The organism is Paenibacillus sp. JT22N15 (assembly GCF_059383755.1).
In genome coordinates this window covers 1-23,978 of record NZ_JBXENV010000013.1, presented here as the reverse complement: position 1 = coordinate 23,978, position 23,978 = coordinate 1, and the positions used below count along the sequence as shown (strand labels likewise).

The following is a 23,978-nucleotide window of genomic DNA, read 5'->3' as shown; positions in this document are numbered from 1 at the left end:
GGATGCTGTCCTCTCCCAGAAACGAAATGAAGTACCCTTTTAGAATACCCGATTCATAGGCGGACGGGCAACCCTGCCATTAGCATCAGCCTTTGATTTTCATCCGCTGCAAGCGCAGCGCATTGAGTACGACCGATACGGAGCTAAGCGCCATCGCCGCCCCCGCCAGCCAAGGAGCAAGCAGGCCCGCTGCCGCTATCGGAATGCCGATGACGTTGTAGGCCAGCGCCCAGAACAGGTTTTGCTTAATGTTGCGCATCGTTTTTTTGCTCATCGTTATGGCATCGACAATGCTGTTAAGATCGCCGCGCATAAGTGTGACATCTGCCGTCTCCATGGCAACATCCGTTCCTGTCCCCATCGCCATGCCGATGTCTGCTGCCGCCAGCGCCGGAGCATCATTAATGCCATCACCAGCCATTGCTACTTTCATGCCAGCCGCCTGAAGCTTCTTAACCTCCTCGGCTTTTCCTTCCGGCAGCACGCCAGCAATGACATGCTCGATACCCGCTTCGCTCGCAATAGCCGCCGCTGTACGCGGATTATCTCCTGTAATCATCATGACCTTAATGCCAAGCTCCTTGAGCCGGTCAATCGCTTGCTTGGATGAAGGTTTAATCGTATCGGCAACCGCAATCATGCCTGTATATTGGCCATCAACAGCCGTCAGCATAACCGTCTTCCCAACTTCCTCCAGCTTAGCCATTGGCGCTTCGCTGTTGTGTGCAACATCGTAACGCTCCATTAAAGCACGGGTTCCGACAACAACATCGCGGCCCGCTACAGTTGCCCGAATGCCAAAGCCCGGAATAGCTGAAAATTCAGTCGCTTCGGGAAGTGCAATGTTCCGCGCTTCAATTGCGGCTACAATAGCTTCGGCGAGCGGATGCTCCGAGCGTTTCTCGGCTCCGCCAACGAGGGCCAGCAGTTCCTGCTCCGGTATATTCCCTTCGACAATAACATCGGTCAGTGAAGGTTTACCTTCCGTCACCGTTCCTGTTTTATCGAGCAGCACCGCTGTAACGCGATGGGTTGATTCTAAATGCTCTCCGCCCTTGAACAAAACGCCGACTTCTGCCGCCCGGCCCGATCCCGCCATAATAGAGGTCGGTGTCGCAAGTCCTAGCGCGCATGGGCAAGCGATAACGAGCACTGCGATAGCTTTCTCCAGCCCTTCAGCAAACATGCCTGGCTCGAGCCAGAAGTACCACAAAGCAAAAGCGAGTAGGGCAATTCCTACAACGATGGGAACGAATATGCCGGAAATACGGTCTGCTATTCGCTGAATCGGCGCTTTGGAGCCCTGCGCCTGCTCGACAATGTGAATAATTTGCGCAAGCGTCGTATTTTTGCCAACCTTCGTAGCCTGAATGCGCAAGACGCCATTTTTATTAATCGTCGCTCCAAATACTTGATCACCTGACTGCTTGTCAACAGGCAGGCTTTCTCCAGTCAGCATCGATTCGTCGATCGCCGAGCTGCCGTCCAGGACAATACCGTCGACCGGAATTTTGCCGCCCGGCTTCACAATAAGCTGATCGCCAATGACCACCTGTTCGACCGGGATGCTCATTTCGGAGCCGTCACGCACGACAAGCGCTGTTTTCGCTTGCAGTCCCATGAGCGAGCGAATCGCTTCCGATGAACGCCCTTTAGCGAGCGCTTCGAACCATTTTCCAAGTAAAATCAACGTAATGAGCAAGGCGCTTGTCTCATAATACAGCTCCTGCATAACGGGCATATTAGCCATCCCTACATGCTCTTCAGGCTTCAACGTCAAATACAGGCTGTAAAAGTAGGCGGCCGATGTTCCAAGCGCTACCAAGACATCCATATTCGCGCCCCCACTCCGCAGCGCATTAAATGCCCCTTTATAAAAGGGCCAGCCGATTATGAATTGCACAGGAGTTGCCAGCGCTAATTGAAACCACGGATTGAGCAATAAATCCGGCACCCATATAAACGACGTAAATGAAAAATGTGCCGCCATTGCCCACAGAAGCGGCAGCGACAGTATCGCCGATAAGATGAACTTAAGCTGCTGCTTGCGGATCTCGTCACGCCGGCGATCCCCACCTTGCTTCTGCTCTACCTTCTCCTCAGCTGTAAAGCCAAGCTGCTCTATCCGCTTGATGACCGCAGCCAAATCGATCGTATCCGCACGATATTCGACATGGCTCGTCTCCATCGTAAAGTTGACCGTCGCTTGCGATACGCCTTCCAGCTTATTTAAGCCTTTCTCTATACGATTCGCGCATGCCGCACATGTCATACCCGAAATTTCCAGTGTAGTCTGCCTGTTCTCCATTGTAGCTACCACCTTTTCATACCCTATGGGGGTATCTCTTGTTGTTTTCATCATATAATACCCCGTGGGGGTATGTCAAGGGTTGACCCAATCTATGCCAAAAAAAACGACCCAAGCGCTGCGCGCCTGAATCGGTCTGGTTACAAATTGCAATTTAAAGTTCGTATAATACGATAAGTACGCTTATGTAACGCTCGCATCCATATGTACCGTTTGCCATTCATCCTGATCTTCAGCCGTAATAGCAAAGCCCTGCCGCTGCCAAAAATCGACGGCTCCCTTAAGAAAACGATGCGTATGCAAATACGCTACGCTATAGCCCTGCTCTGCAATAAAACGTTTGGCCTCTGCTGTAAGCAGCGAGCCTACACCGCTTCTGCGGCTGCTTGCAGCTACATAACATTTCACTATTTCTGCGGCTGGCCGGTTCGCTTCATACTTAGCCGTCTCAATTCGGTTATCATAGGGCTGCACACCGATGCACCCCCATATTTCTCCACGCTCCGAAAGTGCCAGGAAAAAACCAGCTCCCTCCTGGTGCAAATAATGCTCGGAGAAATTCACGAGATCCGGCGACAATCCATTTACCGCAAACATCGGCATAACCTCTTCACGCACTTGAGCTGCAAAAGCGACAGCATCCGCAATATGCTCCTCGCGAGCCTGTATAATCACTGGCGACACTACTGTCACTTCTAGATCCTCTCCTTAATATGGACGCAACACCTAGCTGTGATGCAAATGCTGAAGCGTCTGGATGAAAATTTCCTTTACATGATCATCGTCCAATGAATAATAGACGGTTTTCCCGACCTTGCGGCGCTTAACAATTCGCACATTGCGCAAGTAACGCAATTGATGCGAAATAGCCGACTGCGCCATATCCAGCACGACGCATAAATCATGCACGCACAGCTCTTGCGACAGCAGCGCATAAATCATTTTAACCCGCGTCGGGTCGCCTAGCGCCTTGAACATTTCAGCCAGATCAATGGCCGTCTGCTCCTCGACCTTTGCGGTCAGCAGATCTGCACCCTCCTGCTTCGTTCCCATACATGTGTCGTCACATTGCTCATCTATTACTTTGTCCATTCGGCTACACCACCCTCTAATCGTAATGCTTATGATCTTATTATAGCAGACAAAAGCGCAGTTCCTCTATTATTTGCAGGAACCGCGCGTTTCAAGCGTTATAAGGCCTTAAATCTTAAATGATCGTTTATAAAAAATACCAATGCTACGCCATGCGGGCGCACCACTGCACACAGGCATTTACCAGCTCGCCCAGCACCGGATGCAGCAGGCTTTCGCGATTATGCGCAGGCGTCAAACAACATACGCGGCCTTCCCCATAAGCATGGGACCATCCGCCAATCGACTGCCCATCCTCGGAATACGTCCGCATAAATACCGTTGTTGACGCTTCATCACAATCGACAAAATAATGCTCATCTACCGTTTCGAATGCTTGGTCTGCCGCTATATTCACATGCTCCTCGCCTGAACGCCCAGCAGGCTCAACCGTTATGGAACGCACGAGCTTCTGCTCCGGATGATGCTGAAAATAACCCCGCGTCATCTGTACATAGCCACCTTCTGCTGGATACGAAGCAAGCCCGGAATGCCAGGCGAGCCAGCCTCCGCCCGCCCTTACATACCGCAAAATCGCCTGCTCCGTCTCGTCGCCAAGCCATTGCTGCACTTGTTCATCAGCGGGATTGATATTATTATCTTTGTACAAAATGACGGCATCCGGCTTCGCCGCCAGTTCCTCGGCCAAATATTTGACTGTCGTATAGCTGAGCTCGATGTCCCCTGACGCCATTAATGGCGCCAAGCTTTGCTGCAAGCCTTCGGCAATCGCCTCCGCAGGATGATAATAATCCCCAATTACGGCTAAAATGGTTCGCATACGTCACTTCCTCCATTGTTTCCGAATCAGGGACTCTCCTTATACGGCAGGCTTCACTCCCGCAGCTGCGAGCCCCTGTTCAATATCGGCAATCAGCTGCCGTTTTTCTTCCTGCTCCAAAAAGGCCGCATGGGCGCTGTTCAAAATCAGCCTGCCGATTTCCTCCAGCGTTACGCCGCATTTTTCCATCAACAGCTCATATTCCAAACCAATCGTCGTACCTGAAACCGTCAGGTTATCCGTGTTAATGGTCGCCCGAATGCCTGCTGCCAGAAAGGCTTTAATCGGATAAGCCTCCCAGCCGCTAACGGCCTTCGTCTGGATGTTGCTCAGCGGGCATAGCTCCAAAGGCGTGCCTGTACGGCGTACCATTTCCATAATAGCAGGATTTTCCGTAATGCGCACGCCATGGCCGATACGTGTGGCGCCCAGGCTTTCAATCGCCTCCTGCACATTTTCCGCACCGCCTGCTTCTCCAGCATGAATCGTAATCGGCAGCCCCTTGCTAGCAGCGAGGTTAAATAAGGAACGATGCAGCTCTGGCGGGAAGGAAGCTTCATCACCAGCCAAATCTACCGCTGCGATTCCATCGCCATGCAGCTTGGCAGCGGCCAGTATGACCTGTTCATTGCGCTCATAGGCATCATGGCGCAGGCAGATGGCGATACCACGCGCTTTCACGCCGAAATCCCGTTCTCCACGCCGCAAGCCACGAATGGTATGGCGCATCGCCTCCTCCAGCGACAAACCTCCTTTAATATGCAGCAGCGGCGCAAATCGCACCTCGATATAACGGCAGCCTTGTGCCGCCGATTGCTCAACCACTTCATAAGCTACGCGATCCAGCGCCTCTGGCGTTTGCAAATAGGGCTCCACAAACGCAAACTTGCTCAAATATTCTTTTAGGCTAGTGCAGCTCTCATCTGCAAGCATCCACGGGGTAAGGTCGCTGCCTTCCTCAACGGGCAGCTCCTTGCCTTGCTCCTTCGCCAGCTCGCGAAGCGTATTTGGCAAGACGCTGCCATCCAAATGCAAGTGCAAATCGATTTTGGGAAGCTTTTTCAATTGCTCCCGCACCACTATATCTTTCATCGTAAGCACTCCTTTAAATTTAAAATAAAAGCAAAAGCTATAGCAAACCGCCGAACCAGGTTAAACGGCCGAAAGCCGTCCTCTGGCGGCGTGGCGCGTTTCAGTCCGAGAAATATAGAGAAAGGATGGCGAAATCGTATACTTTCCTATATTTCCAGGAAAAACCCGGGCGGCGGTATAAAATAGCATTAGTTAAACGGCCTTAGTTCTCATACACAGCCAGTGCCGCCTGCAAGCCTTTTCCAGCTGGCACAATTGCGCCATGCCGAATCAGTACGGCTTCAAGCGCACCAAGCACATGCAGCACATTTTTCTGACTGCAGCTGTAGCCCATCGTGCCGATGCGCCAAATTTTCCCTTTTAGCACACCGAACGAACTGGCGATTTCGATGCCAAAGCTGTTTAGCAGCATGCTGCGAACAGCTTCTCCATCCACGCCTTCAGGAATCGTCACGCAGGTGACAACCGGAAGCTTGCAAGCCGGATTGCCATACAAGGTTAATCCCATCGCTGCAAGTCCTGCCATTAGCGCCGCTTCATGTCTGCGATGTCTCGCGAATCGCTCCTCAAGTCCTTCAGCGAGCAAAATACGCAGACCTTCGCGCAAGCCATACAGCATCGAGGTCATCTCCGTATGATGATTGAGCCTTGCTGGCCCCCAATAATCCTGAAGCTGGCTCAAATCCAAATAGTTGCTCTGGATTGCTGGACGCCGGTTGCTGCTTGCGGCATCGCCGGGAACGAGCAAGCCCCGTTCGACCTTTTTGCGGGCGGCAATTTTCCGCTCTGCCCTGTCGTTGTACGTAATAGGGGCCATGCCCGAAGGAACGGATAAACATTTTTGCGTGCCGCCAATGACCGCATCGATACACCAGGCGTCCGTCTCAACGGGAACGCCGCCGATGGTCGCAACCGCATCAACGACAAACAGAATGTCTTGCTCCCTGCACGCTTTGCCAATCGCATCCAAAGGCTGAATCCGGCCTGTGGACGTTTCCCCGTGAACCATTAGCACAAGCGCCGGACGCTCATGCGAAATAGCGGCGATGACTTCATCCGGCTCAAAAACTTCGCCCCATTCCTTCTCCAGCGCCACAACCTGCGCACCGCAGCGCTCGGCAATTTCATAAAGCAGATTGCCGAAACGGCCATAAATCGGAACCAGCACTTTGTCACCCGGCTCAATTAAGCTGTTAAGTACCGCTTCAATGCCTGAACGCGACGTTCCATCTATTGGATAAGCCCAGCGATTGTCCGTTTGGAACAAGCTGCGCAGCATTTCCATCGTATCATTCATAAGTGCCGTAAACTCGGGGTCAAACTGACCCAGTATAGGATAAGATAACGCACGAAGCACACGCGGGTCAACCTCAACGGGGCCAGGTGTCATAATCGTGCGGGGGGAAGGCGACAGTTCTCGGTAGCTCTTCATCATCATTTCTCCTCGTAAGCAAGTTCATATAACAAAGCGGACAACATCTCCGCCCCTGCTGCCAATTGGTCCGGCGACGTATATTCCTCTGGGGAATGGCTGATGCCGCCGCGGCTCGGGACGAATAACATCGCTGTAGGACATATGCCTGACAGCAGCTGGGCGTCATGTCCCGCCCCGCTCGGCATGACCGTATAAGGCAATGACAATTGCTTCGCAATACGTTCCAGCCGGACACGCAATTGTCCGTCCATCGGGGCAGGCGCGGCCTCCATCCATTGCTCAATCGTCACATGCAGCTCCCGTTCGCCGGCGATTTCTTGAAACTGCTGAAATACCGTTTGGCAAAATTCACGAATGGCCGGCTCATCAATATGGCGTACATCGACCGTAAAGCTAACGGAACCGGCAATAACATTCGGCGTATTAGGCGTTGCCGTCAGTTTCCCAACCGTAGCAACGAGCGGCGAGCCCGATAAAATAGCTTCCGTCTCCAGCTGCACAATCATTGCAGCCGCTCCAGCCAGTGCATCACGGCGCAGCGGCATCGGCGTCGTCCCGGCATGATTGGCTGTTCCGCCCACCGTTACCGTATAACGATGCTGCCCGACGATGGCCTCGACAATGCCAACGCTGAGCTGCTGCCGTTCCAGAACAGGCCCTTGCTCAATATGCAGCTCCACAAACGCTGCAATATCTGATCGGCGGGCAGCATGCTGCTCCGCTTTGCCGAAACCGCAATGAAGCATCGCCTCTTGCAGGCTAGTTCCGGCTGCATCATAGCGCTCCGCACCTTGCTCTAAATCATATAGCCCGGCCATATTGCCCGAGCCCCAATACGTAAGCGGAAAACGGCTGCCTTCCTCTTCGCAGAGCGAGACTACCTCAAGCGTTTTTACAGGCTGCCCATACGTTTCCTTCAAATGCGCCAAAGCGGCAATTCCGGCAGCGACACCATAAGCCCCGTCATAAATGCCGCCCGATTGCACCGTATCGATATGGGAGCCCGTCATAATAACCGGACCTTCTCCCGAACTGCCTTGCAGCCTGCCGAATAAATTGCCTACTCGGTCAAAATAAACGTCCATGCCCAGCTCTTGCATCTGCTCGGCTAAATATTGCTGCGCCTCCAGCCACTCTGCCGTATAAAGCAGCCTAGTCACACCACCGCGCGGATCAGCGCCGAACTGGGATAATTCCTCCAGCAGCTTAGGGACGAAGGAGGCGAGCTGCGATTTGCTTGCCATTGTCATATCAAACACACCCCTTCATCATACCCTTTTCCGAGCCCGCCTCAAACGGTAGCAGCAACTTGCCCGAAGCTGGCTGTGCAAGGCCGCCGTCAACTGTATATACAACGGTTCCTCGAACGAGTGTCGCCACGACTCGGCAGGCCATTTCTTTCCCCACATAAGGGCTATGCTTGTGCCGATAAAACAAATGTTCCTCCCGCAGCTCATAGGCCGCATTAACGTCTATAATAGCCAGGTCCGCGTCAGAGCCGATTGCGATAGCTCCCTTGCGCGGATACAGCCCGAAGCGCTGCGCAGGTCCTGCAGACAGCAAAGCGGATAACAATGGCAGCGGCAGCCCACGCTTGATCCATCCTTCACCTAGCACCAGCTCCATACTGCTCTGTGCCCCGGATATGCCTCCCCATGCCTCGAAAAACGTTTTGGAAGCATCCTCCTTCATCGAAGTCGGACATGGCGAATGATCGGAAGCGATGACATCCATCTTGCCTTCGCCAATCATTCGCCACAACCCCTCCCGCTGCACCTCGCTGCGCAGAGGAGGCGCGCATTTGGCAACTGCTCCAAGCGCCGTCATATCCTTCTGCGTCAGCAGCAAATAATGCGGACAGGTTTCCACCGTCACCGGCAAACCGCGCCGCTTCGCCCGATCAATCAGCTCCACCGCGTCAAAGCTGCTTATATGGACAAAATGAACTTGGCAGCCCGTCTGCTCCGCAAACAACAGCGCCTTATTCACCGCCTCCAGCTCGGCAATAATCGGACGCGAGGCTGCGAATGCCTCTGCATCATGGCAGCCGACTGCTAGAGCCGCATCAGCCAGTTGGGACGTAATGGCGTCACTCTCGGCATGAAGGGCGACAAATCCGCCAAGCGCGGCGATTTTTTTCATCCCCTCATACAGCGTCCAGTCATCAACCTCGCGAAATCGCCCCTCCCCTTCGCCACCGGGATTGGACATAAATGCTTTAAAGCCGACGACGCCCGCTTCGAACATAGGGGCAAGCTCATCCAGCTTCCCTGGGACGAGTCCGCCCCAGAACGTATAATCAACAGCTGAATGGCCTTCTGCCTGGCCTGCTTTCAACGCAAGCGCCTCGGTCGTAACAGTCGGCGGATTGCCATTGAGCGGCATATCAGCGTAGCAGGTTGCACCTCCGGCAGCTAGTGCGGCAGAGCCGCTCGCAAACCCTTCCCAATGCCCCAAATTCGGCTCATTGAAATGTACGTGAATATCGACCATGCCGGGCAGCACATACTGCCCCTCCGCATCGATTCGAGAGCCAGCCTCGGCACCTGCGAGAGACGGCTCCAAGGCGGCAATGCGGCCATCGCGAATGCCAATATCCAGCTTTTTCACTTGGTCAGGCAGCACAACAAAACCATTCATCACGATACAATCATAGTAGGAAGCCATGCGCATCCACCCCTTTTTCCCCATAACATAAGCCTGCGTGTTTACTCTGATCTTCTAAGTACCGCGATAAGTGCTATAGCCCCCCGGCGCAACCAGCAGCGGAATATGATAATGCGCCTGTGCATCCTTAACGCGAAATCGAATCGGTATTTGCTGAAAAATAAATTCAATAGACGACTCCCGCGCAGCGTCATTATCGCGTGACAAAAAGCTTCCGGCATTAAACACAAGCTCATAGACGCCTGGTTGCATATTCTCGCCAGCAAGCATGGGCGCATCGAGCCGTCCATCCGCATTGGTGGAAGCGGCCTGAAGCAGCCGCCGTTCCCCAGTCTCCTCGCTCAACTGCCACAGCTCTAGCCCCATCCCCGCCGCAGCCTTCCCCGTAGAAATGTCGAGCACATGCGTCGTTATTTTGCCGCTCATGACGAAGCTTCCTCGTTTTCCAAATCCTCGCGGGTAAGCGTGAAGCCTTGGAAGCCGAATGGCGGACGCGGCTCGGTGTAGACAGCGGCTGCATCCTCTTCCGTATGGTCAACCACCGTTTCCCATGTCCGGTTATTCGATTCAAACCGCACCTCCGCCAATTGCGGGAAACGGGTCAAAATACGCAAGCCGACTTGATAAATTAAATATTGAATCGATGGCGTTTTATATTCGTGGAACACATTATGGGTAATATCCCGGATATGCTCAGCCGCAACGTATTGTCCGAAGCCCGTATCTACCGCATGTTCAACGTCTGCATAGCTCCAATAAATATTTAGAAAAATAAAGAGCGGCCGATCATAGCTTTCCGGCAGCGTCGTATATTCATCACGGACAAATCCATAGAAGGAGCTGCCGCTTACTTTAATCAACTGCAAATCAGTAATAGCGCACTCATGCTCGACGATAACCGGAGCGCCCTCTTCGCCGTCGCGGACAAGCTTCATCGAAGCGCTCGCATGATCATTATGGGAACGGCGGTACACAAGAGGGCTATCCACCAGCCCATCGCTGCCATCTGCCACTTCAAGCGTATGGAACGGGATGCGGTCCGCACTCAGCTCGATAGCTTCAATATGCGGATAGCGGCTAAGGAATTGCTTGCTGATGAACGCAAGCAGCCCTTCTGTCGTGCTCCCCTCAAAGTCGGCCGTTTGCCGCAAAATAAAATTTTTCATCGAATCTGTCGCCACAACCTGCGTATTGTCTCCTTTAGTGAAGGAGGTGAGCAGCGTCTCGCCGCTTACGGCAAATGTAATGTTATGGGCAAAAATAACGTTCGTATCGCCGGTAAAAGCCGATTCTGGGATGGACTTCACCGCCAGTGGCGCTGCATAGGTCCGATAAGTCAATACATCCCCTTTGCCATAATAAAGTGTACGTCCGCTGCCAAGTTTCAACATGTATACCCTCTCCCTTTGCTCTATATCAAATTTGGTATGATTTTTTTAGTCTCACTCTTCTATTAAATCGTTCAGGCGCAAAAAGGTGATGCGGGCGATTTGCCATTTTGCCTCCTCCAGCTCCTCCTGAAGGCTGTTGCCGATTCGCGCTGCCATCGCTTCCTTGATATCGGCTTTGCTTTTGCCACGAACCGCTAAAATAAATGGAAAACCAAACTTCTCCGTATACTGGCGGTTCATCGCTGCAAACTGCTCAAATTCCTCAGGCGTCAATTGGCTTAGTCCCGCGCCCTGCTGCTCTTTTGTGGAATATTCGCCAATGCTGATTCGAGTTGCCAGATCGGGATGTTCGCGAATAAGCACCAGCACCCGTTCTTCTCCCGCTGTAAAAGCTGTGTTCACCATGCTCTCATGCAGCTGCTCAACTGAGCGGAAGGGTTTATTCTCCCATGCCAGCTCCGCCACCCAGGGCGAATGTTCAAAAATAGCGCCAAGCGCTTCCGTAAATGCCTCACGGCTCATCGTATTCAATAAGTCCAATTTCATGGCGCGTTCCTCCTCCACTCTATCGCCCGCTCTACAGCCCGTTTAATGCCTCCGTAGCCGGTGCAGCGGCAAATATTGCCGGATAGTGCTTCTTCAATTTCATCCTCACTCGGGTCAGCATTTCGATCCAGCAGCGCCTTGACCGAAATAATCATGCCAGGCGTGCAATAACCACACTGAAAGCCTCCCTCTTCTAGAAAAGCGCGCTGCACAGGGTCAATTCCACCATCAGCCGCCCCTATACCTTCAATTGTCGTAATCTGTTTGCCCGCGCATTGGTAGGCCATCGTCAAGCAAGCGTTAATTGGCTTGCCATCCACCAGCACCATGCAGGCGCCGCAGCGGCCAATTTCACAAGACCGCTTCGTCCCTGTAAGGGCCAAGTCGTCGCGCAGCATATTCAGCAGCCGTTTGGAGCCCGCAACTTCAAGCTTCATTTCTTCGCCATTAATGGTACAGGCCAGCTCCGACTGCCCAGTGCCCCGCGTCACTCCCAGCATTTCATGCTTGCTCATCTTTCGCTCACCGCCTCTCCTGCAAAAGCGAAAGCCATTTGAAGCAGCTCTGGCTCAATTGGCAGCTTCGTCACGCGGATACCCACCGCCTGATGAATGGCAGCTGCAATAGCCGGAGCCAGCGTAACCGAGCCTACTTCGCCAATGCCGCGCGGACCATAGCTATCTCCTTGCGGCAAATGCTCAATCGGCTCAACGGTGACCGTACCGCGATGCTCTGCAATCGTTGGCACCAGATAAGTATCTAAATTTTTCGTCATATATTGCCCCTGCTGCATGACCGCATCTTCCGTTACTGCAAAACCAAGCGCCATGCTGCTGCCGCCTTCGATCTGCCCAAGAAAGCCCTGAGGATTCATGACAGGCCCTGCCGCTACCGCATGGTACTGGTCAAGCACCTTCACTCGTCCTGTCAGTTGATTGATCTCAACCTTCACAACAACGGCCGCATACGTATATAAAAAATGGGCTCCTGTTCGCGGGGTATCTGATGTAGGGAACTGAAAGGCAGTCGAACAGCTGATCGGCTCCCCTTCCGCCTCCGCCAGTTCCTTATACGTCAGCAGCATGGAAACGCCTTCTGCCTCATAAATGCCTCCTGCTCCCATAACGAGCACATCGGCTGTTTTTCCCAGCAGCTTCGCCGCCCGCTCCAGCATTTGCGATGTAAACGGCGCTTTCAGATTTTGCAGCGTCTTCCACATCATGCTGGTTGCTCTTGAAGCTGTTGTAGAGCCGCTGTCGGGCACAAGATCGGTATCCCCGATAATCATTCGGATATCGGATTCAGCCAAGCCGAACTGTTCAATTAGCATCAGCTCCAGCGTAGCAAGCAAGCCTTGCCCAAATTCCTCGTAGCCGAATATGGCTTCAATTCGGCCATCGGCCGCCAGCGAGAGCCTGCCGCCTGCCGGATCAGGAATACCTACACCAAGCCCGCCGCCGTGCATGGTAAAGGCTGAACCAATGCCCACCTTTATCCACGGCTCGCGCTCCTCAGCCCTATCCGGCATCCCTCTTTCCTGCCACAAGCCGCTCGCTTCAGCTGCATTCCACACCTGCATGGCGCCTTCGGTTACGACGATCGGCTGGCCGAACGGGCCTGGATCATCAGGCATACGCATATTGATCCGCCGCAGCTTCCAAGGGTCCATGCCAAGCTTTTCTGCCAGCCGATCAAGCTGCCCTTCCAGTGCGAAAATCGCCTGATTTCCGCCAAAGCCGCGGAATTCACCGGACATTCCGTTGTTCGTATAGACGGAATAACCGTCTACTTCCACATGATCGTAGCGGTATGGTCCAAGTACATGCTCAACGGCAAAGTTAAGCACCTCTGCTCCCAGCGTGGCGTATGCGCCAGTGTCGGCGATGATCCGCACTTGATGGGCAAGCAGGCGGCCACTGGCGTCTGTACCGGTTTTCATCGAAATTTTCATCGGATGACGTTTCAGACCGGCGCGGACTGATTCCCATCTAGAATGATGTAGCTTGACGGGGCGGTTTGTTTTTAGCGCCAGCAGCGCGCCATAAGGCTGCACATTCAATTCGTCCTTGCCGCCGAAGGAGCCGCCAATCGGGCTTGAGACGATGCGGATTCGCTCCTGCTTCATCGCGGCAATCCGCGACAATTGCAGACGATCCATAAATCCATGCTGAGTAGGCGAATATACCGTCAACCGCCCATCCTCCTCGGGCACGAACAAGCCGCCTTCGGTTTCCATATAGGTGTGCATCTGTCTCGGCGTGAAATAAGTTTCCTCTACAATATGGGCACAGGCGGCGAACCCGCTGCCTAGCTGCCCTCTATTAAACTGACTGCGGTGAAGCACATTGCCCTGCGGATGAAGCAGCGGCGCATCCTGCAAAAGCGCCTGCTCGGCATCGTCAACAATCGGCAGCAGCTCATAATCGACCTCAATAAGAGAAAGAGCATATTCGGCTAGTTCAGCCGTCTCTGCAGCTACAGCTGCCACCGCGTCACCGACATAACGAACTTTATTTTCACAAAAGACAGGCTGATCCTGATGGGCAATGCCATAGCGATTCAAACCGGGCACATCGAGATGCGTCAGCACGGCATGGACACCTTCCAGCTGCAACGCCTTCTCGGTACAAATGCTGAGGATAAGGGCATGAGGGTGGGGACTTCGCAGAACCCGGCCATAGAGCATGCCCGCTGCCGACATATCCGTCAAATACGCAAGGCGGCCTGTTACTTTCCCCAGCCCATCCGGCCTGATTCGCCACCGATTGCCACTTGTCTCGCGGTTCAACAGCATCGCTATCACCACTCCCCTATGAACGATAAGCTTGCTTGCTTATTTAATTATCATTTGAACTGCATGGCTTTCCACAGCTCTGACACAATCAGATTGGCAGCGGTTTTCTGGCGATAGCTTGCCGAAGCGAACACATCGCCTACCGGATGAAAATGTTCCAAGACCGACGTATAACAAGTCTGGAGCAGCGAATGGTCAAGCTTGCCGCCCTTCAGCAATCGCTCTGTATGCTCAAGCCGCTTTGGCATCGTCTGCCCGCCCCCAACCGCAAGGCGCAAATCAACGATATGTCGCTCGGCACTTACAACGGCGCTTATCGCAACAGTTGCTATCGATGGCGTGAATACTTCGCGGCGGCCAACCTTGTGATAAACATCCAGCCTGTATTGCCCCTCCTGTTCCGATAGATCGACTGGCGGCAAAATAATGGCGAGCAGCAAACGATTTTTCCATGCGTGATTGGCCTGCGCTTCCAACAGCCATTCTGCAAGCGGCTGCTCAAACGCTCCTTGCCCATCGTGCCAGAGGAGCATGGCCTCATATACGATTAACGCTGGAAGTGCGTCGCCTACGCGGGACAGCACATTGCCGCCTAGCGTAGCCAGGTTCCGAATCGATGGGGCAGCGATATTTTTCATCGCAGTTGCCAGCAGTGAATAATGAGTGCGTATATGAGAGTCATTTCTGACCTCTGACAGCAGCGCCGCCGCTCCGATCTGACAAATTTGCCGATCATGACTGCTGGAAGCAAGCGTAATCGGCTTTTGCATGCTGGAAATACCGCTAATATCGATCAAATGACCAGGCATACGGGCAGTTCCCGCTTCCCACCACGTACGAAGCAGCGTACCGCCAGCAACGAAAACGCCTTCCGCGCCAAGCTGCTGTTTAAGCGTGCAAGCTTCCGCAGCATTACTTGGCTGCCATACGACGGGAGACTCCGGCTTCGTTTGTTTATCCATGGCCATCGCTCTCCCTCCTGTTCCAAAAACCAATAGCAGCCTGCAAGCTGTCCTCATCATCTATATCATGAAGCGCAAAATCTTGTTCCCCGTTTAAATCTAGTACTGCCCCTTTATACTTGCCTGTGGAGGCAAACAGCCGTCTTGCGCCTTGGTCACCCTCAAGCTCCTCCAGAGCGGAAAACATCGTTGCTCGCAGCAGCGCCGGAGGCATCGTTGCCGATCCATCGCTGTATGCCGCATAATCAAGCGTGGAATTGTGCTCCAGCGCCTCAACCAAGCGCACTGCCATCCTTGCCGTCACAAAAGGCTGGTCAGCTAACGCAATCAGGACGGCATCCGTATGTGGATATAGAGTAAGCAGCGCTTCAAGACCACTGCGCAGCGAGCGGGACATTCCCTGCGCCGAAAGCGGGCATTCTTGCTTGTGCAGCTGTGCTGCGCGGCAAGCCCGCTCCAGTTCAGGAGTGTCCAGCCATTCCAGTTCGTCGTTGCTTCGGTGAACGACGATCCAGCTTTTAATGGCACTATTTAATAGAGCATGAAGCGCCTGGCTGCCAAGCATTGCTCCCGGCGATAAAGGGAGCCTCAGCTTCGGCTGCTTCATCCGGCTGCTGAGGCCAGCCGCCAAATAAATGCCTGACACCTTCATCGCGAATCGCCTCCCTACTTTTCGCACGATACGCTGCCCGTACCTGTATAAGCTCGGAAACGATGCTTAAGGCAATTTCGTATGGTCCCTCTGCCTGTATCGAAAGTCCGATCGGTGCATAAACATTTTCAGGAAGCGTCCCTTCGCCAAATAACTGCTTGATCCGCTTACGCGAGCCCATAACGCCGATGTATATCGGCTGTGCTTCCAATGCCAGCTGAATCAGTTGATAATCGTAGTGGAGCTGATGGCTGCATACGATGAAAAAGTCATTTCTATTAAATTGCAGCTTGGAGGCAAGCTCCTCAGGCTTTCCAGTTACTCTCGCCACGCTAAACCAGCTATTATCCTCACTTTCCGGGCTTATCTGTGTACGCCAATCCGCCACAACCACATGAAATCCGCAGCCTGGAAGCATCGTGCAAAGCGCCTTCGCATCTGGTCCTGCCCCAAACACAATCGCCCGTGGTCGCGGCTCCAGCTTCGTCGAAAATGTCCCCGCCTCTTCTATAAGATCAGCTCCAGCTTGCCAGCTATTGCGAGATTCGCTTGCCGCTGAGGCAGGCCCTAATCTATAAACGATGCCCGTGCAATTGCCATTGCCAGCCTTCGGCCAGCTTCTATTCACAACAACCGCTTCTCCTGCCCGAAGCCTCTCTCTTGCTTGAAGCAGCTGATCTCTGAGTGCTGTCGTTACAGGCTCCAGCAGCACATGGATAATGCCGCCACATCCGATCGTATCGCCCCACGTGATGTCCTCTTCCGGCTGCATATTATAGATAATGATTTCAAAAGCTTCGGCAGAGCACACGCGGCTAACCCGCTCCTGTAGATCTGCCTCCAGGCAGCCTGGGCTGATACTGCCCGTCTTCGTTCTATCCAGCCTCAGCAGCATGGCTGCCCCTTCCTTGCGGTAAGCATGGCCCTCTACTCGTATAATCGTTGCAAGCGCGGCCGGCTGCTCAAGCTTCACAATTGAATCCAGCACTTCGTGCATATCCACAAGCAGCCACCGCCTCTTTTTTAAAACGTTATGATGAAATGAAGTTCTGGCCTACAGCCTAAATGCTACAGCCTTGCCAGCAGTCCCTTAAGCGAACGGTCTGCTTCCCGCAGCACAAGCGGCTTGTCAATCGTCTTCATTATGCGTTTCTCCATGACGATTTGTCCGTCAATAATGACGGTATCCACGTCGCCGCGGGTTGCCGCATAAACAACACGCGAGAACCAGTCTGCATCATAGGACGGATACACATGAAAGTCTTCCAAATCAAGCATTTGCAAATCCGCTAGCTTGCCTTCCTCTAAGCTGCCAATATCCTCTTCCATGCCAAGCACCTTTGCCCCGCCCATCGTAGCCATCCGCAGCACCGTGCGCGCATCCATGACCGTTGGGCCATGCTTCACCTTCTGAATAAAAGCGGTCAGCCGCATTTCCTGATACATATCCAAATTGTTGTTGCATGCTGCGCCATCTGCCCCGATGCCAATATCGATGCCTTCGCGCAGCAGCTCGGGAATTTCCGCAATGCCCGATGCCAGCTTCATGTTGGAGCCGGGGCAATGGGTAACTTTAACGCCTCGCTCCTTAATAATCCGCTTCTCTTCCTCATCGAGCCAAATACTGTGGGCCAAAATCAAATTCGGACTTGCCAGCCCGATATGATCCAAATAAACGACGTTGCGCTTGCCGCGTTCCGCTTCTACAATCGCGATTTCTCCCGTATTTTCGGAAGCATGGGTATGCACCTTGACCTTATATTGCTCGGATAAATCGCGTACCCCAATGAGCAGCTCCTCTGTACAAGACACAACGAACCTTGGGCAAAAAGCATATTGGATGCGGCCGTCGCCAGCGCCATTCCATTTCTCAAGCAAGTCGACGCTTTGCTGCAGCGATTGCTCTGTATTTTCCTGAAGCGCCAGCGGCACTTCCGTGCCATGGTCCATCATCACCTTGCCAGAAATGGCGCGAATGCCGCTCTCTAATATCGCCTGGAAAGCCGACTCGGTATGATGCACCGTCTCCATATCCAAAATCGTCGTCGTCCCGCTGCGGATCAGCTCGCCTATGCCCAGCATCGCGGAATAATAAACCGAATCGGGGCTGTGAGCTGCCTCTAGCGGCCAAATCCGCTCACGCAGCCATTCAATTAAAGCCAAATCATCTGCACGCCCGCGAAATAACGTCTGGCATAGATGTATATGTGTTTGTACGAAGCCCGGCAGCACAACTTTGCCATCAGCCTCAATGATCCGATCTACTCCATCCGCCGCGATCTCCCCGCCAATCTGAGCAATACGCTTGCCGCGAATGAGCAAATCACCCGTAAAAATATCGCCACGTTCATTCATCGTCATTATCGTTGCGTTGCGAATAAGTATAGTTGTCATTGAATTGCCCTCTTTCAAGTTTGAGTCATGTTTTATAACATAATAAAGCACCGAACTCGATTTATCAATAGTATATGTTATTAAACTTAACATGTTGTCGTGGGTGAATGCCTGAAATACACTAAATACACCGCTTTCAAAGTAAAATGTGACATGAGCAAGCTTCTATCGTTCCAAATTCCCCTTACAATTAACTGAAAAACACGCGCTATCGTTCGCCTTTTCAAGTATAATCAGCAATCGCCACTCCATCGCCTTCCATGCGAGCCTATTGAAATAAACAGATTGATCCCCTATTATGTAACGTTCTGCCGCATAGTTCTCTCGATTCTTTATGTCTACTATAATTAACTGAAATACAATGCTTATGTTAAAATAGGATGAAAAAGGGAGCGTCACTGCTGGAAAAACAAAAAGTAGTAATTATAGGAGCAGGAATAGTCGGAGCCTGTATGGCCTATCAACTAGCAAAACGAAATCAGGATGTAACCGTTATTGAACGACACACTACCGCAGCTCGTGAAGTTACAGAAAAATCATTTGCCTGGATACATACAACACATAGGGTGGCTCCGCAGTACAGACATTTGTATGACAGTGCTTCAGAAGAATACCTTGCATTACAGCAAGAGCTATCCGAATTACAAATTCAATGGCATGGAGCATTAACGTGGGGCGATTCGAGCCTAAATGAACAAATCCACCTTCAAAAATTAAACCGAGAGCAGATTGAGGCATTGGAACCGAATCTGAAGGAGTATCCGAACGATGCGATGTTTGCCAATGATGAAGGAGCAGTAGATCCGATCGGATTAACGGAACTATTGTTAAGAAAAGCACAGGAATACGGAGCAAAGGTACAGTTTGATACCAACGTTACACAACTGCAGCAAGAAAATTCACGCTTAATAGGCGTACATACATCCAAGGGGTTTATGGAGTCTGATATTGTGGTATTGGCCGCGGGTACAGGCGTATCCGAACTTTGCAATCCGTTAGGTTTCCCCATACCAGTAACGCCGTCACCTTCCATTCTGATTCGGATGAAGACCTCGAGTAGATTAATACACACACTAATCTCGAATGCGCAGTTTGAAGCGCGTCAGCTAACCGATCATTCATTGCTAGCTGCGGAAGATTATATCGATGATTCGGAGGAAAATGGGCCCGAGGCCGTGGGCAAACGTGCCTTCGAGACGCTGCGTCGCAGCCTGAAGGGTGGGGAGCAATTGGAGCTGGAAAGCATCAAAGTTGGGTTGAGACCAATGCCAGAGGACGGCTATCCGATTGTAGGCTTTCATAATCAGATGAAGGGACTTTATGTGACGGTGATGCATTCTGCCATTACTCTGGCTCCGCTAATTGCGCGTCTAGCTGCAACTGAAATAATCAATCGAGAATCAAGATGCGAACTAGAGTCTTGTCGTATTTCCCGATTTAAGTAGTAGGGTTGTAAAATTGCCAACTTATATTCATTTATGAATTCAACATCAAGACTCATTACCCAAAATCGACGAGCTATCATAAATGTTCAGATGCTGCCTAATGTTCGGAAATTCCTAATCGCAATAAAAAAAGCATCTTTGTGTTCACATTTGTGAACACAAAGATGCTTTTGCTTGAATTTGCTTGCTGCATTCGCTAGCTTTTCTTCTCTGGCATTGGCATAAACAGCAAATTGATTGGCAAGTTGCTGCCGGATGCCGGCGAGAATACAATCGTTACCGCTTCTGATGAGCTGCCCGTCCGGTACAGAACACCCGCCTCACCATTGTTCGCTAGGAAGGAATTATTCGTCGTCAGAACAACATTGTTGTTAACGAGGAAGGCACCGCCGTAATGTCCGCCACGCGGGTTCAAGGCAATGAGCGTATTAGGCTGAACATTGAACAGCTTCACGACGTATACGACGCCATAATTTCCTTCATTGTAAATCGTTGCACCTGTAAGCTTATCGATCGTTGTAAGGCGTGTATCCACTACTTTATCGCCAAATACCATACGGCCTGGCTGTGCGCCTACTGGCTGGGTCAGGTTGATCGTACGATCAGCCTTTTCGAATGTGCCGCGAATGTGAATGCCATCCGGTTCCAAGTATGGCAGCAGTGGAAGCTCGGACAGAACATCCTTGCCGTCATCAATAATGACGTAGCTGAATTTGATTGGACCTGAGGTCGAAACATCCGCCATCATCGTCAATACGCGGTCCGGCGAAATTTTCAAATCGCTGAGCTGCTTCAAAATAAGACGGCTCTCGCCCGCTGGAATCGTTGTAATATCGTTCATGACCGGATTCATGCGCGAGGTCAAATATTTGCTAATGGAAGATTTGCCTGTTGCCGATACATACAGCGCAGGACCGCCAATACCGACGCGCTGTGTCTGAACCGTCGCTTCCTGATTGGTCTCGTTCGTAGCAACGATGTACATGCGCACATTGTTTAAACGGTTGTTTACATTATGTGACATCAAGCGAACGTTGCCTGAAGCCGAATCCGTATAATACACGCCTTCATTGACAATTCGCTCTGGACTGTTGCTGCGAAGCAGAGTCTGCTGTCCATACTCTGTCAATGAATAAGGAATGACATCATAATTCAGAACGGAAGATCCATTAATCGAGAAGCGCTCTCCCGGCGGCGTAAATAACATGCCAAAATCCTGCTTGGAATATAGCTCCTGATCTTCAATCATAATGGAGAGCGAATATTCATTGCTTGCCCCATGCTTGTCCGTTACTTTCAAGGAAATGGTCTGCGGGCCCGGCTCGAAAAAGCCTTGCTCCTTATTCGTCCAGCTGGTGCTCGTAATCGCATTTTCTTCGTCGCTGCTGAGGTCGGTATATTCAATTGGCTCGCCCATCAAGTAGCTCGTTTTGTTAGTGACGAACTTCGCTACTGGAGGCAAATTCGGTTGAAGCACTTCAAGCGTTACCGAATATGGTTCACTCCAGACGCCATCCGAATCTTGAACCCAATGAGTTACCGTATACATGCCCGGCTGGTCAAACATCGACAAATTGCCTTCCCAGCGCTCGTCCACAATGGGAGTGCTGCTGCTCGCCTGGTTCGTATAAATCACCTGTGTTTCATTTGCATAAATGACTTTAGGACTTACTGTAAATGTTGCGACTGGCGCAATCTTGAACGTCCAAGCCAGCGTAATTTTTTTCTCCGCCTTGTTCACCTTCATCGTGATGCCCTGCGGCTGCAGCAGCGTACGAAGCGGAATCATCAGCGTTCCCTTCAAGTTATAAGGAGCTCCAGTAAACGGCTGTACCGCTCCATTCACATTGTAGGAGGATTTGCCAATGGCATAACGAAGCACGTTTTTTTCTGTCGTCAGCACATACTCCTTGGCTACCTTGTCGTATACGATTTTGCCGCCGAGCCGCTCTGCGAGCGAGCGCGCCGAAACGTACGTCGTGCCTTTCAGCTCGGTTACCGGCTGCGTAGCTGTATACAGCGTGCCATTGTGATACATTTTATTCGACTTTTGAAGCAGAACGAGCTGCTCTTGACCTAGGACATTTTGCGCTGCTTCCGCCTGAATCGGCACAGCCAAGGTAAAGACAAAAAGGAATACGAGTGCAAATAAGCTGACTTTTTTAAGCATGTGAATCTCCTTTTCCAAAATAAATTGCGATTTCTCTACATATCCGCCAAAAGTTTGGACGCAATATAATCTGAAAAGTTGCACTCCGCCTATTATTTATGACAAATATTTTAAGAAGCGTGCTTCGTTTCCTGTCGTTCTGCAGAAGAAATACGTGGTAATGCTAGCGATACTGCACCGACGACGAGGGACAAAACGACCACAATCGTAAAGATCTGGTGCAAGCTTTCCTCCAGCAATAGCGGATCAATAATATTCGTGCTGCCAGTGTGCAGCAGCAGGCCGAATAAAGCGATTCCGATTGTCTGGCCGAGCGTGCGTATAAAGTTATTCGTTGCAACCGAGGCACCGCGCATTTGCCGCTCTACAGCGGATGACACGGATATCGTACAACTGGTTAGCGCAAGCCCAAAGCTTAAGCCCGTTAAAAACATATACAGCATAAACCAAGCAATCGGCGTCGTGGCATTCAGGAACATAAAGCCCAAACTTCCCAATAAGAGGGAAAATGCGCTGATTAGCGTTATGTTTCTAAGCCCAATTCGCGAAATCCATGTGCCTGCGAGAATCGAGCCGAGCGGCCAGCTGACCGAAAGCGGAATCATCGCCAAACCGGAATAGGTAGCGCTTTTTCCATATACGCCTTGCAGCCAGAGCGGCAAATAAAAAATAATAACGACATTGACGACGCACAGCAAAAAGCTGAGCAAATTCACCATGCTGATGGTGCGGTTTTTGAACAAAACAAGCGGTATCAGCGGCTCCTGCACACGCTTCTCAATGTAGAAGAATAGCGTCATCAGCACCGCAGCCCCTGCAAAAAGCAGCCCGATCTCCGTATAGCTGGCACCCTGCTCGCCCGTCTCTGAACGCAGCAGTGTCAAGGCATAGAGAAAACAGAACATCCCTACCGCAAACGTGCCAATTCCGCCATAATCAATCGATCGCTTCCGCTTCTCATAGGCTTCCTTCAAAGTAGAGCCCAGCAGAAACATCGCCACAATGCCAAATGGCAAATTCATATAAAATATCGCCCGCCACGAGACAAAATCGACTAGCAGCCCGCCCAGCAAAGGACCCGATATACCAGCTATTCCCCAAATGCTCGACATCCAGCCCTGCACCTTCGCTCGCTGCTCATAAGCATATAAATCACCGATGATCGTATAAGGAATCGTCGTGAGCGCACCAGCCCCCAGCCCTTGAATCGCGCGAAAAATAATAAGCTGCGTCATCGTCTGCGCAAGGCCCGACAGCATTGAGCCGCATAAAAAAATTGCAGCCCCGATCATAAACATATTTTTGCGGCCGAATAAGTCTGACAGCTTGCCGTAAATCGGCGTCGTGACGACCGTAGCTAGCAAATAAATCGAAATAACCCAGCTATACTGCTGGGTTCCTTGCAGCTCTCGCGTTATGCTCGGCATAGCCGTACTGACGATCGTCCCTTCGATCGCTGCCAGAAAGGTCGCAACGAACAGCGCGATAGTAATGCTGCGTGTATTGCCTGTTTTGATCATAGTCGCTCTGCTTCCTTCCCTTAACAACAAACACGCCCCTTATGAAGTTTTCATAAAGGAGCGCATCTGTGATTGATTTAAATAAGCATTGCTTGCGATCCGAAAAATATACCGATCCCTGGCTGAATCAGACGTTTTCCAAAACTGCTCGTCTGCAAACAGGCGCATGAGCAGCCATTCCGTCGCTTTCGCCGCCTGCTGTTCGTCCTGTAATAGCTTTAGGCATATCGTGTAGCATATAGACTCGCATTGTCTTAAACGATTTATTTTATATTGAAAATCCATCATAGTAATTGGAATCCCCCGGTCATATGTTTAGGTCACTCATCGTTACTATGATAGCGGAAACAATACGTTTAAAAGTTACGAAATGTTTAAAATGGCCAAGCGTAAACGGCTGTCGCCGTCCTCTGGAGGCAAAGCTTCCGTTTCGCGTAGAAATATAGAGAAAGGATCGGGAAATCATATGCTTTCCTATATTTAAGCGTAAACGGCTGTCACCGTCCTCTGGCGGCAAAGCTTCCGTTTCGCGTAGAAATATAGAGAAAGGATCGGAAAATCATATGCTTTCCTATATTTCAAGCGTAAACGGCTGTCGCCGTCCTCTGGAGGCAAAGCTTCCGTTTCGCGTAGAAATATAGAGAAAGGATCGGGAAATCATATGCTTTCCTATATTTAAGCGTAAACGGC

Annotated in this window: 21 protein-coding genes; 1 reads left to right on the top strand and 20 read right to left on the bottom strand. The window is 51.6% G+C overall.

The window, feature by feature from the left end:
* Positions 1-85: 85 nt before the first annotated feature.
* The 17 genes from AC50X8_RS23695 to AC50X8_RS23615 form a co-directional block, all read right to left on the bottom strand.
* Positions 86-2,308, bottom strand: a complete 2,223-nt coding sequence (locus tag AC50X8_RS23695; protein ID WP_494881883.1) for a heavy metal translocating P-type ATPase — start codon at positions 2,306-2,308, stop codon at positions 86-88.
* A 183-nt stretch (positions 2,309-2,491) separates the two neighbouring features.
* The gene (locus AC50X8_RS23690; RefSeq protein ID WP_056037910.1) at positions 2,492-3,001 is read right to left on the bottom strand and encodes a GNAT family N-acetyltransferase; all 510 of its coding nucleotides are present in this window, start codon (positions 2,999-3,001) and stop codon (positions 2,492-2,494) included.
* Positions 3,002-3,034: 33 nt separating this feature from the next.
* Positions 3,035-3,400 (bottom strand): ArsR/SmtB family transcription factor, encoded by a 366-nt coding sequence (locus AC50X8_RS23685; protein WP_056037911.1) that lies wholly within the window; start codon positions 3,398-3,400, stop codon positions 3,035-3,037.
* Between the two features lie 145 nt (positions 3,401-3,545).
* Complete coding sequence (locus AC50X8_RS23680; RefSeq protein WP_494863899.1) at positions 3,546-4,220, bottom strand: ThuA domain-containing protein; 675 nt, start codon at positions 4,218-4,220, stop codon at positions 3,546-3,548.
* 39 nt (positions 4,221-4,259) lie between these two features.
* Entirely contained in the window at positions 4,260-5,312 is a 1,053-nt protein-coding gene (gene add, locus AC50X8_RS23675) for an adenosine deaminase (RefSeq protein ID WP_494881881.1), read from the bottom strand.
* Between the two features lie 202 nt (positions 5,313-5,514).
* Positions 5,515-6,744 (bottom strand): pyridoxal-phosphate-dependent aminotransferase family protein, encoded by a 1,230-nt coding sequence (locus AC50X8_RS23670; RefSeq protein ID WP_494881879.1) that lies wholly within the window; start codon positions 6,742-6,744, stop codon positions 5,515-5,517.
* A 2-nt stretch (positions 6,745-6,746) separates the two neighbouring features.
* Entirely contained in the window at positions 6,747-7,997 is a 1,251-nt protein-coding gene (gene allC, locus AC50X8_RS23665) for an allantoate deiminase (RefSeq protein ID WP_494881877.1), read from the bottom strand.
* A gap of 1 nt (position 7,998) precedes the next feature.
* Positions 7,999-9,438 (bottom strand): allantoinase, encoded by a 1,440-nt coding sequence (locus AC50X8_RS23660; protein ID WP_494881875.1) that lies wholly within the window; start codon positions 9,436-9,438, stop codon positions 7,999-8,001.
* Positions 9,439-9,468: 30 nt separating this feature from the next.
* A complete protein-coding gene (gene uraH, locus AC50X8_RS23655) occupies positions 9,469-9,840 on the bottom strand; it encodes a hydroxyisourate hydrolase (protein ID WP_056037929.1) in 372 nt (123 codons plus the stop codon).
* On the bottom strand, positions 9,837-10,805 hold the full coding sequence (gene pucL / locus AC50X8_RS23650) for a factor-independent urate hydroxylase (protein WP_056037932.1): 969 nt from the start codon (positions 10,803-10,805) through the stop codon (positions 9,837-9,839). The genes uraH and pucL overlap by 4 nt, the downstream gene beginning before the upstream one ends.
* Before the next feature lie 51 nt (positions 10,806-10,856).
* On the bottom strand, positions 10,857-11,351 hold the full coding sequence (uraD, locus tag AC50X8_RS23645) for a 2-oxo-4-hydroxy-4-carboxy-5-ureidoimidazoline decarboxylase (RefSeq protein WP_494881873.1): 495 nt from the start codon (positions 11,349-11,351) through the stop codon (positions 10,857-10,859).
* Positions 11,348-11,866, bottom strand: coding sequence for a (2Fe-2S)-binding protein (locus AC50X8_RS23640; protein ID WP_081418917.1), 519 nt, complete (start codon positions 11,864-11,866; stop codon positions 11,348-11,350). Before AC50X8_RS23640 ends, uraD begins: the two co-directional genes overlap by 4 nt.
* Positions 11,863-14,145 (bottom strand): xanthine dehydrogenase subunit D, encoded by a 2,283-nt coding sequence (gene pucD, locus AC50X8_RS23635; RefSeq protein WP_494881870.1) that lies wholly within the window; start codon positions 14,143-14,145, stop codon positions 11,863-11,865. Before pucD ends, AC50X8_RS23640 begins: the two co-directional genes overlap by 4 nt.
* A gap of 50 nt (positions 14,146-14,195) precedes the next feature.
* Positions 14,196-15,113 carry an FAD binding domain-containing protein gene (locus tag AC50X8_RS23630; RefSeq protein ID WP_056037940.1) on the bottom strand — a complete coding sequence of 306 codons (918 nt, stop codon included), beginning with the start codon at positions 15,111-15,113 and terminating at the stop codon, positions 14,196-14,198.
* A complete protein-coding gene (locus tag AC50X8_RS23625) occupies positions 15,100-15,714 on the bottom strand; it encodes a nucleotidyltransferase family protein (protein WP_494882016.1) in 615 nt (204 codons plus the stop codon). The genes AC50X8_RS23630 and AC50X8_RS23625 overlap by 14 nt, the downstream gene beginning before the upstream one ends.
* The gene (locus AC50X8_RS23620; protein WP_494882014.1) at positions 15,635-16,756 is read right to left on the bottom strand and encodes an XdhC family protein; all 1,122 of its coding nucleotides are present in this window, start codon (positions 16,754-16,756) and stop codon (positions 15,635-15,637) included. The genes AC50X8_RS23625 and AC50X8_RS23620 overlap by 80 nt, the downstream gene beginning before the upstream one ends.
* A 71-nt stretch (positions 16,757-16,827) precedes the next feature.
* Complete coding sequence (locus AC50X8_RS23615; RefSeq protein ID WP_494881868.1) at positions 16,828-18,153, bottom strand: 5'-deoxyadenosine deaminase; 1,326 nt, start codon at positions 18,151-18,153, stop codon at positions 16,828-16,830.
* Between the two features lie 380 nt (positions 18,154-18,533).
* On the opposite strand from AC50X8_RS23615, the gene AC50X8_RS23610 reads away from it, so the two are divergent.
* Positions 18,534-19,598 carry an NAD(P)/FAD-dependent oxidoreductase gene (locus AC50X8_RS23610; protein ID WP_494881866.1) on the top strand — a complete coding sequence of 355 codons (1,065 nt, stop codon included), beginning with the start codon at positions 18,534-18,536 and terminating at the stop codon, positions 19,596-19,598.
* A 196-nt stretch (positions 19,599-19,794) separates the two neighbouring features.
* Here AC50X8_RS23610 and AC50X8_RS23605 read toward each other — a convergent pair whose 3' ends face one another.
* The 3 genes from AC50X8_RS23605 to AC50X8_RS23595 all read right to left on the bottom strand — a co-directional run bounded on the left by AC50X8_RS23605 (position 19,795) and on the right by AC50X8_RS23595 (position 23,576).
* Positions 19,795-21,768 carry a copper amine oxidase N-terminal domain-containing protein gene (locus AC50X8_RS23605; protein WP_494881864.1) on the bottom strand — a complete coding sequence of 658 codons (1,974 nt, stop codon included), beginning with the start codon at positions 21,766-21,768 and terminating at the stop codon, positions 19,795-19,797.
* Positions 21,769-21,878: 110 nt separating this feature from the next.
* Complete coding sequence (locus tag AC50X8_RS23600; protein WP_056037954.1) at positions 21,879-23,288, bottom strand: MDR family MFS transporter; 1,410 nt, start codon at positions 23,286-23,288, stop codon at positions 21,879-21,881.
* Between the two features lie 39 nt (positions 23,289-23,327).
* A complete protein-coding gene (locus AC50X8_RS23595) occupies positions 23,328-23,576 on the bottom strand; it encodes a hypothetical protein (protein WP_494881862.1) in 249 nt (82 codons plus the stop codon).
* Between the last annotated feature and the right edge of the window lie 402 nt (positions 23,577-23,978).

Excerpts from the sequence above, each read along its gene's own strand:
- add (WP_494881881.1), bottom strand. The coding sequence starts at position 5,312 with ATGAAAGATATAGTGGTGCGGGAGCAATTGAAAAAGCTTCCCAAAATC.
- AC50X8_RS23630 (WP_056037940.1), bottom strand. The coding sequence starts at position 15,113 with ATGGCCATGGATAAACAAACGAAGCCGGAGTCTCCCGTCGTATGGCAG.
- pucD (WP_494881870.1), bottom strand. The coding sequence starts at position 14,145 with ATGCTGTTGAACCGCGAGACAAGTGGCAATCGGTGGCGAATCAGGCCG.
- AC50X8_RS23625 (WP_494882016.1), bottom strand. The coding sequence starts at position 15,714 with ATGAAGCAGCCGAAGCTGAGGCTCCCTTTATCGCCGGGAGCAATGCTT.
- AC50X8_RS23640 (WP_081418917.1), bottom strand. The coding sequence starts at position 11,866 with ATGAGCAAGCATGAAATGCTGGGAGTGACGCGGGGCACTGGGCAGTCG.
- AC50X8_RS23695 (WP_494881883.1), bottom strand. The coding sequence starts at position 2,308 with ATGGAGAACAGGCAGACTACACTGGAAATTTCGGGTATGACATGTGCG.
- AC50X8_RS23595 (WP_494881862.1), bottom strand. The coding sequence starts at position 23,576 with ATGATGGATTTTCAATATAAAATAAATCGTTTAAGACAATGCGAGTCT.
- AC50X8_RS23620 (WP_494882014.1), bottom strand. The coding sequence starts at position 16,756 with ATGCACGAAGTGCTGGATTCAATTGTGAAGCTTGAGCAGCCGGCCGCG.
- AC50X8_RS23680 (WP_494863899.1), bottom strand. The coding sequence starts at position 4,220 with ATGCGAACCATTTTAGCCGTAATTGGGGATTATTATCATCCTGCGGAG.
- allC (WP_494881877.1), bottom strand. The coding sequence starts at position 7,997 with ATGACAATGGCAAGCAAATCGCAGCTCGCCTCCTTCGTCCCTAAGCTG.
- uraH (WP_056037929.1), bottom strand. The coding sequence starts at position 9,840 with ATGAGCGGCAAAATAACGACGCATGTGCTCGACATTTCTACGGGGAAG.
- AC50X8_RS23610 (WP_494881866.1), top strand. The coding sequence starts at position 18,534 with ATGAAAAAGGGAGCGTCACTGCTGGAAAAACAAAAAGTAGTAATTATA.
- AC50X8_RS23605 (WP_494881864.1), bottom strand. The coding sequence starts at position 21,768 with ATGCTTAAAAAAGTCAGCTTATTTGCACTCGTATTCCTTTTTGTCTTT.
- AC50X8_RS23670 (WP_494881879.1), bottom strand. The coding sequence starts at position 6,744 with ATGAAGAGCTACCGAGAACTGTCGCCTTCCCCCCGCACGATTATGACA.
- AC50X8_RS23685 (WP_056037911.1), bottom strand. The coding sequence starts at position 3,400 with ATGGACAAAGTAATAGATGAGCAATGTGACGACACATGTATGGGAACG.
- pucL (WP_056037932.1), bottom strand. The coding sequence starts at position 10,805 with ATGTTGAAACTTGGCAGCGGACGTACACTTTATTATGGCAAAGGGGAT.
- AC50X8_RS23660 (WP_494881875.1), bottom strand. The coding sequence starts at position 9,438 with ATGGGGAAAAAGGGGTGGATGCGCATGGCTTCCTACTATGATTGTATC.
- AC50X8_RS23600 (WP_056037954.1), bottom strand. The coding sequence starts at position 23,288 with ATGATCAAAACAGGCAATACACGCAGCATTACTATCGCGCTGTTCGTT.
- uraD (WP_494881873.1), bottom strand. The coding sequence starts at position 11,351 with ATGAAATTGGACTTATTGAATACGATGAGCCGTGAGGCATTTACGGAA.
- AC50X8_RS23615 (WP_494881868.1), bottom strand. The coding sequence starts at position 18,153 with ATGACAACTATACTTATTCGCAACGCAACGATAATGACGATGAATGAA.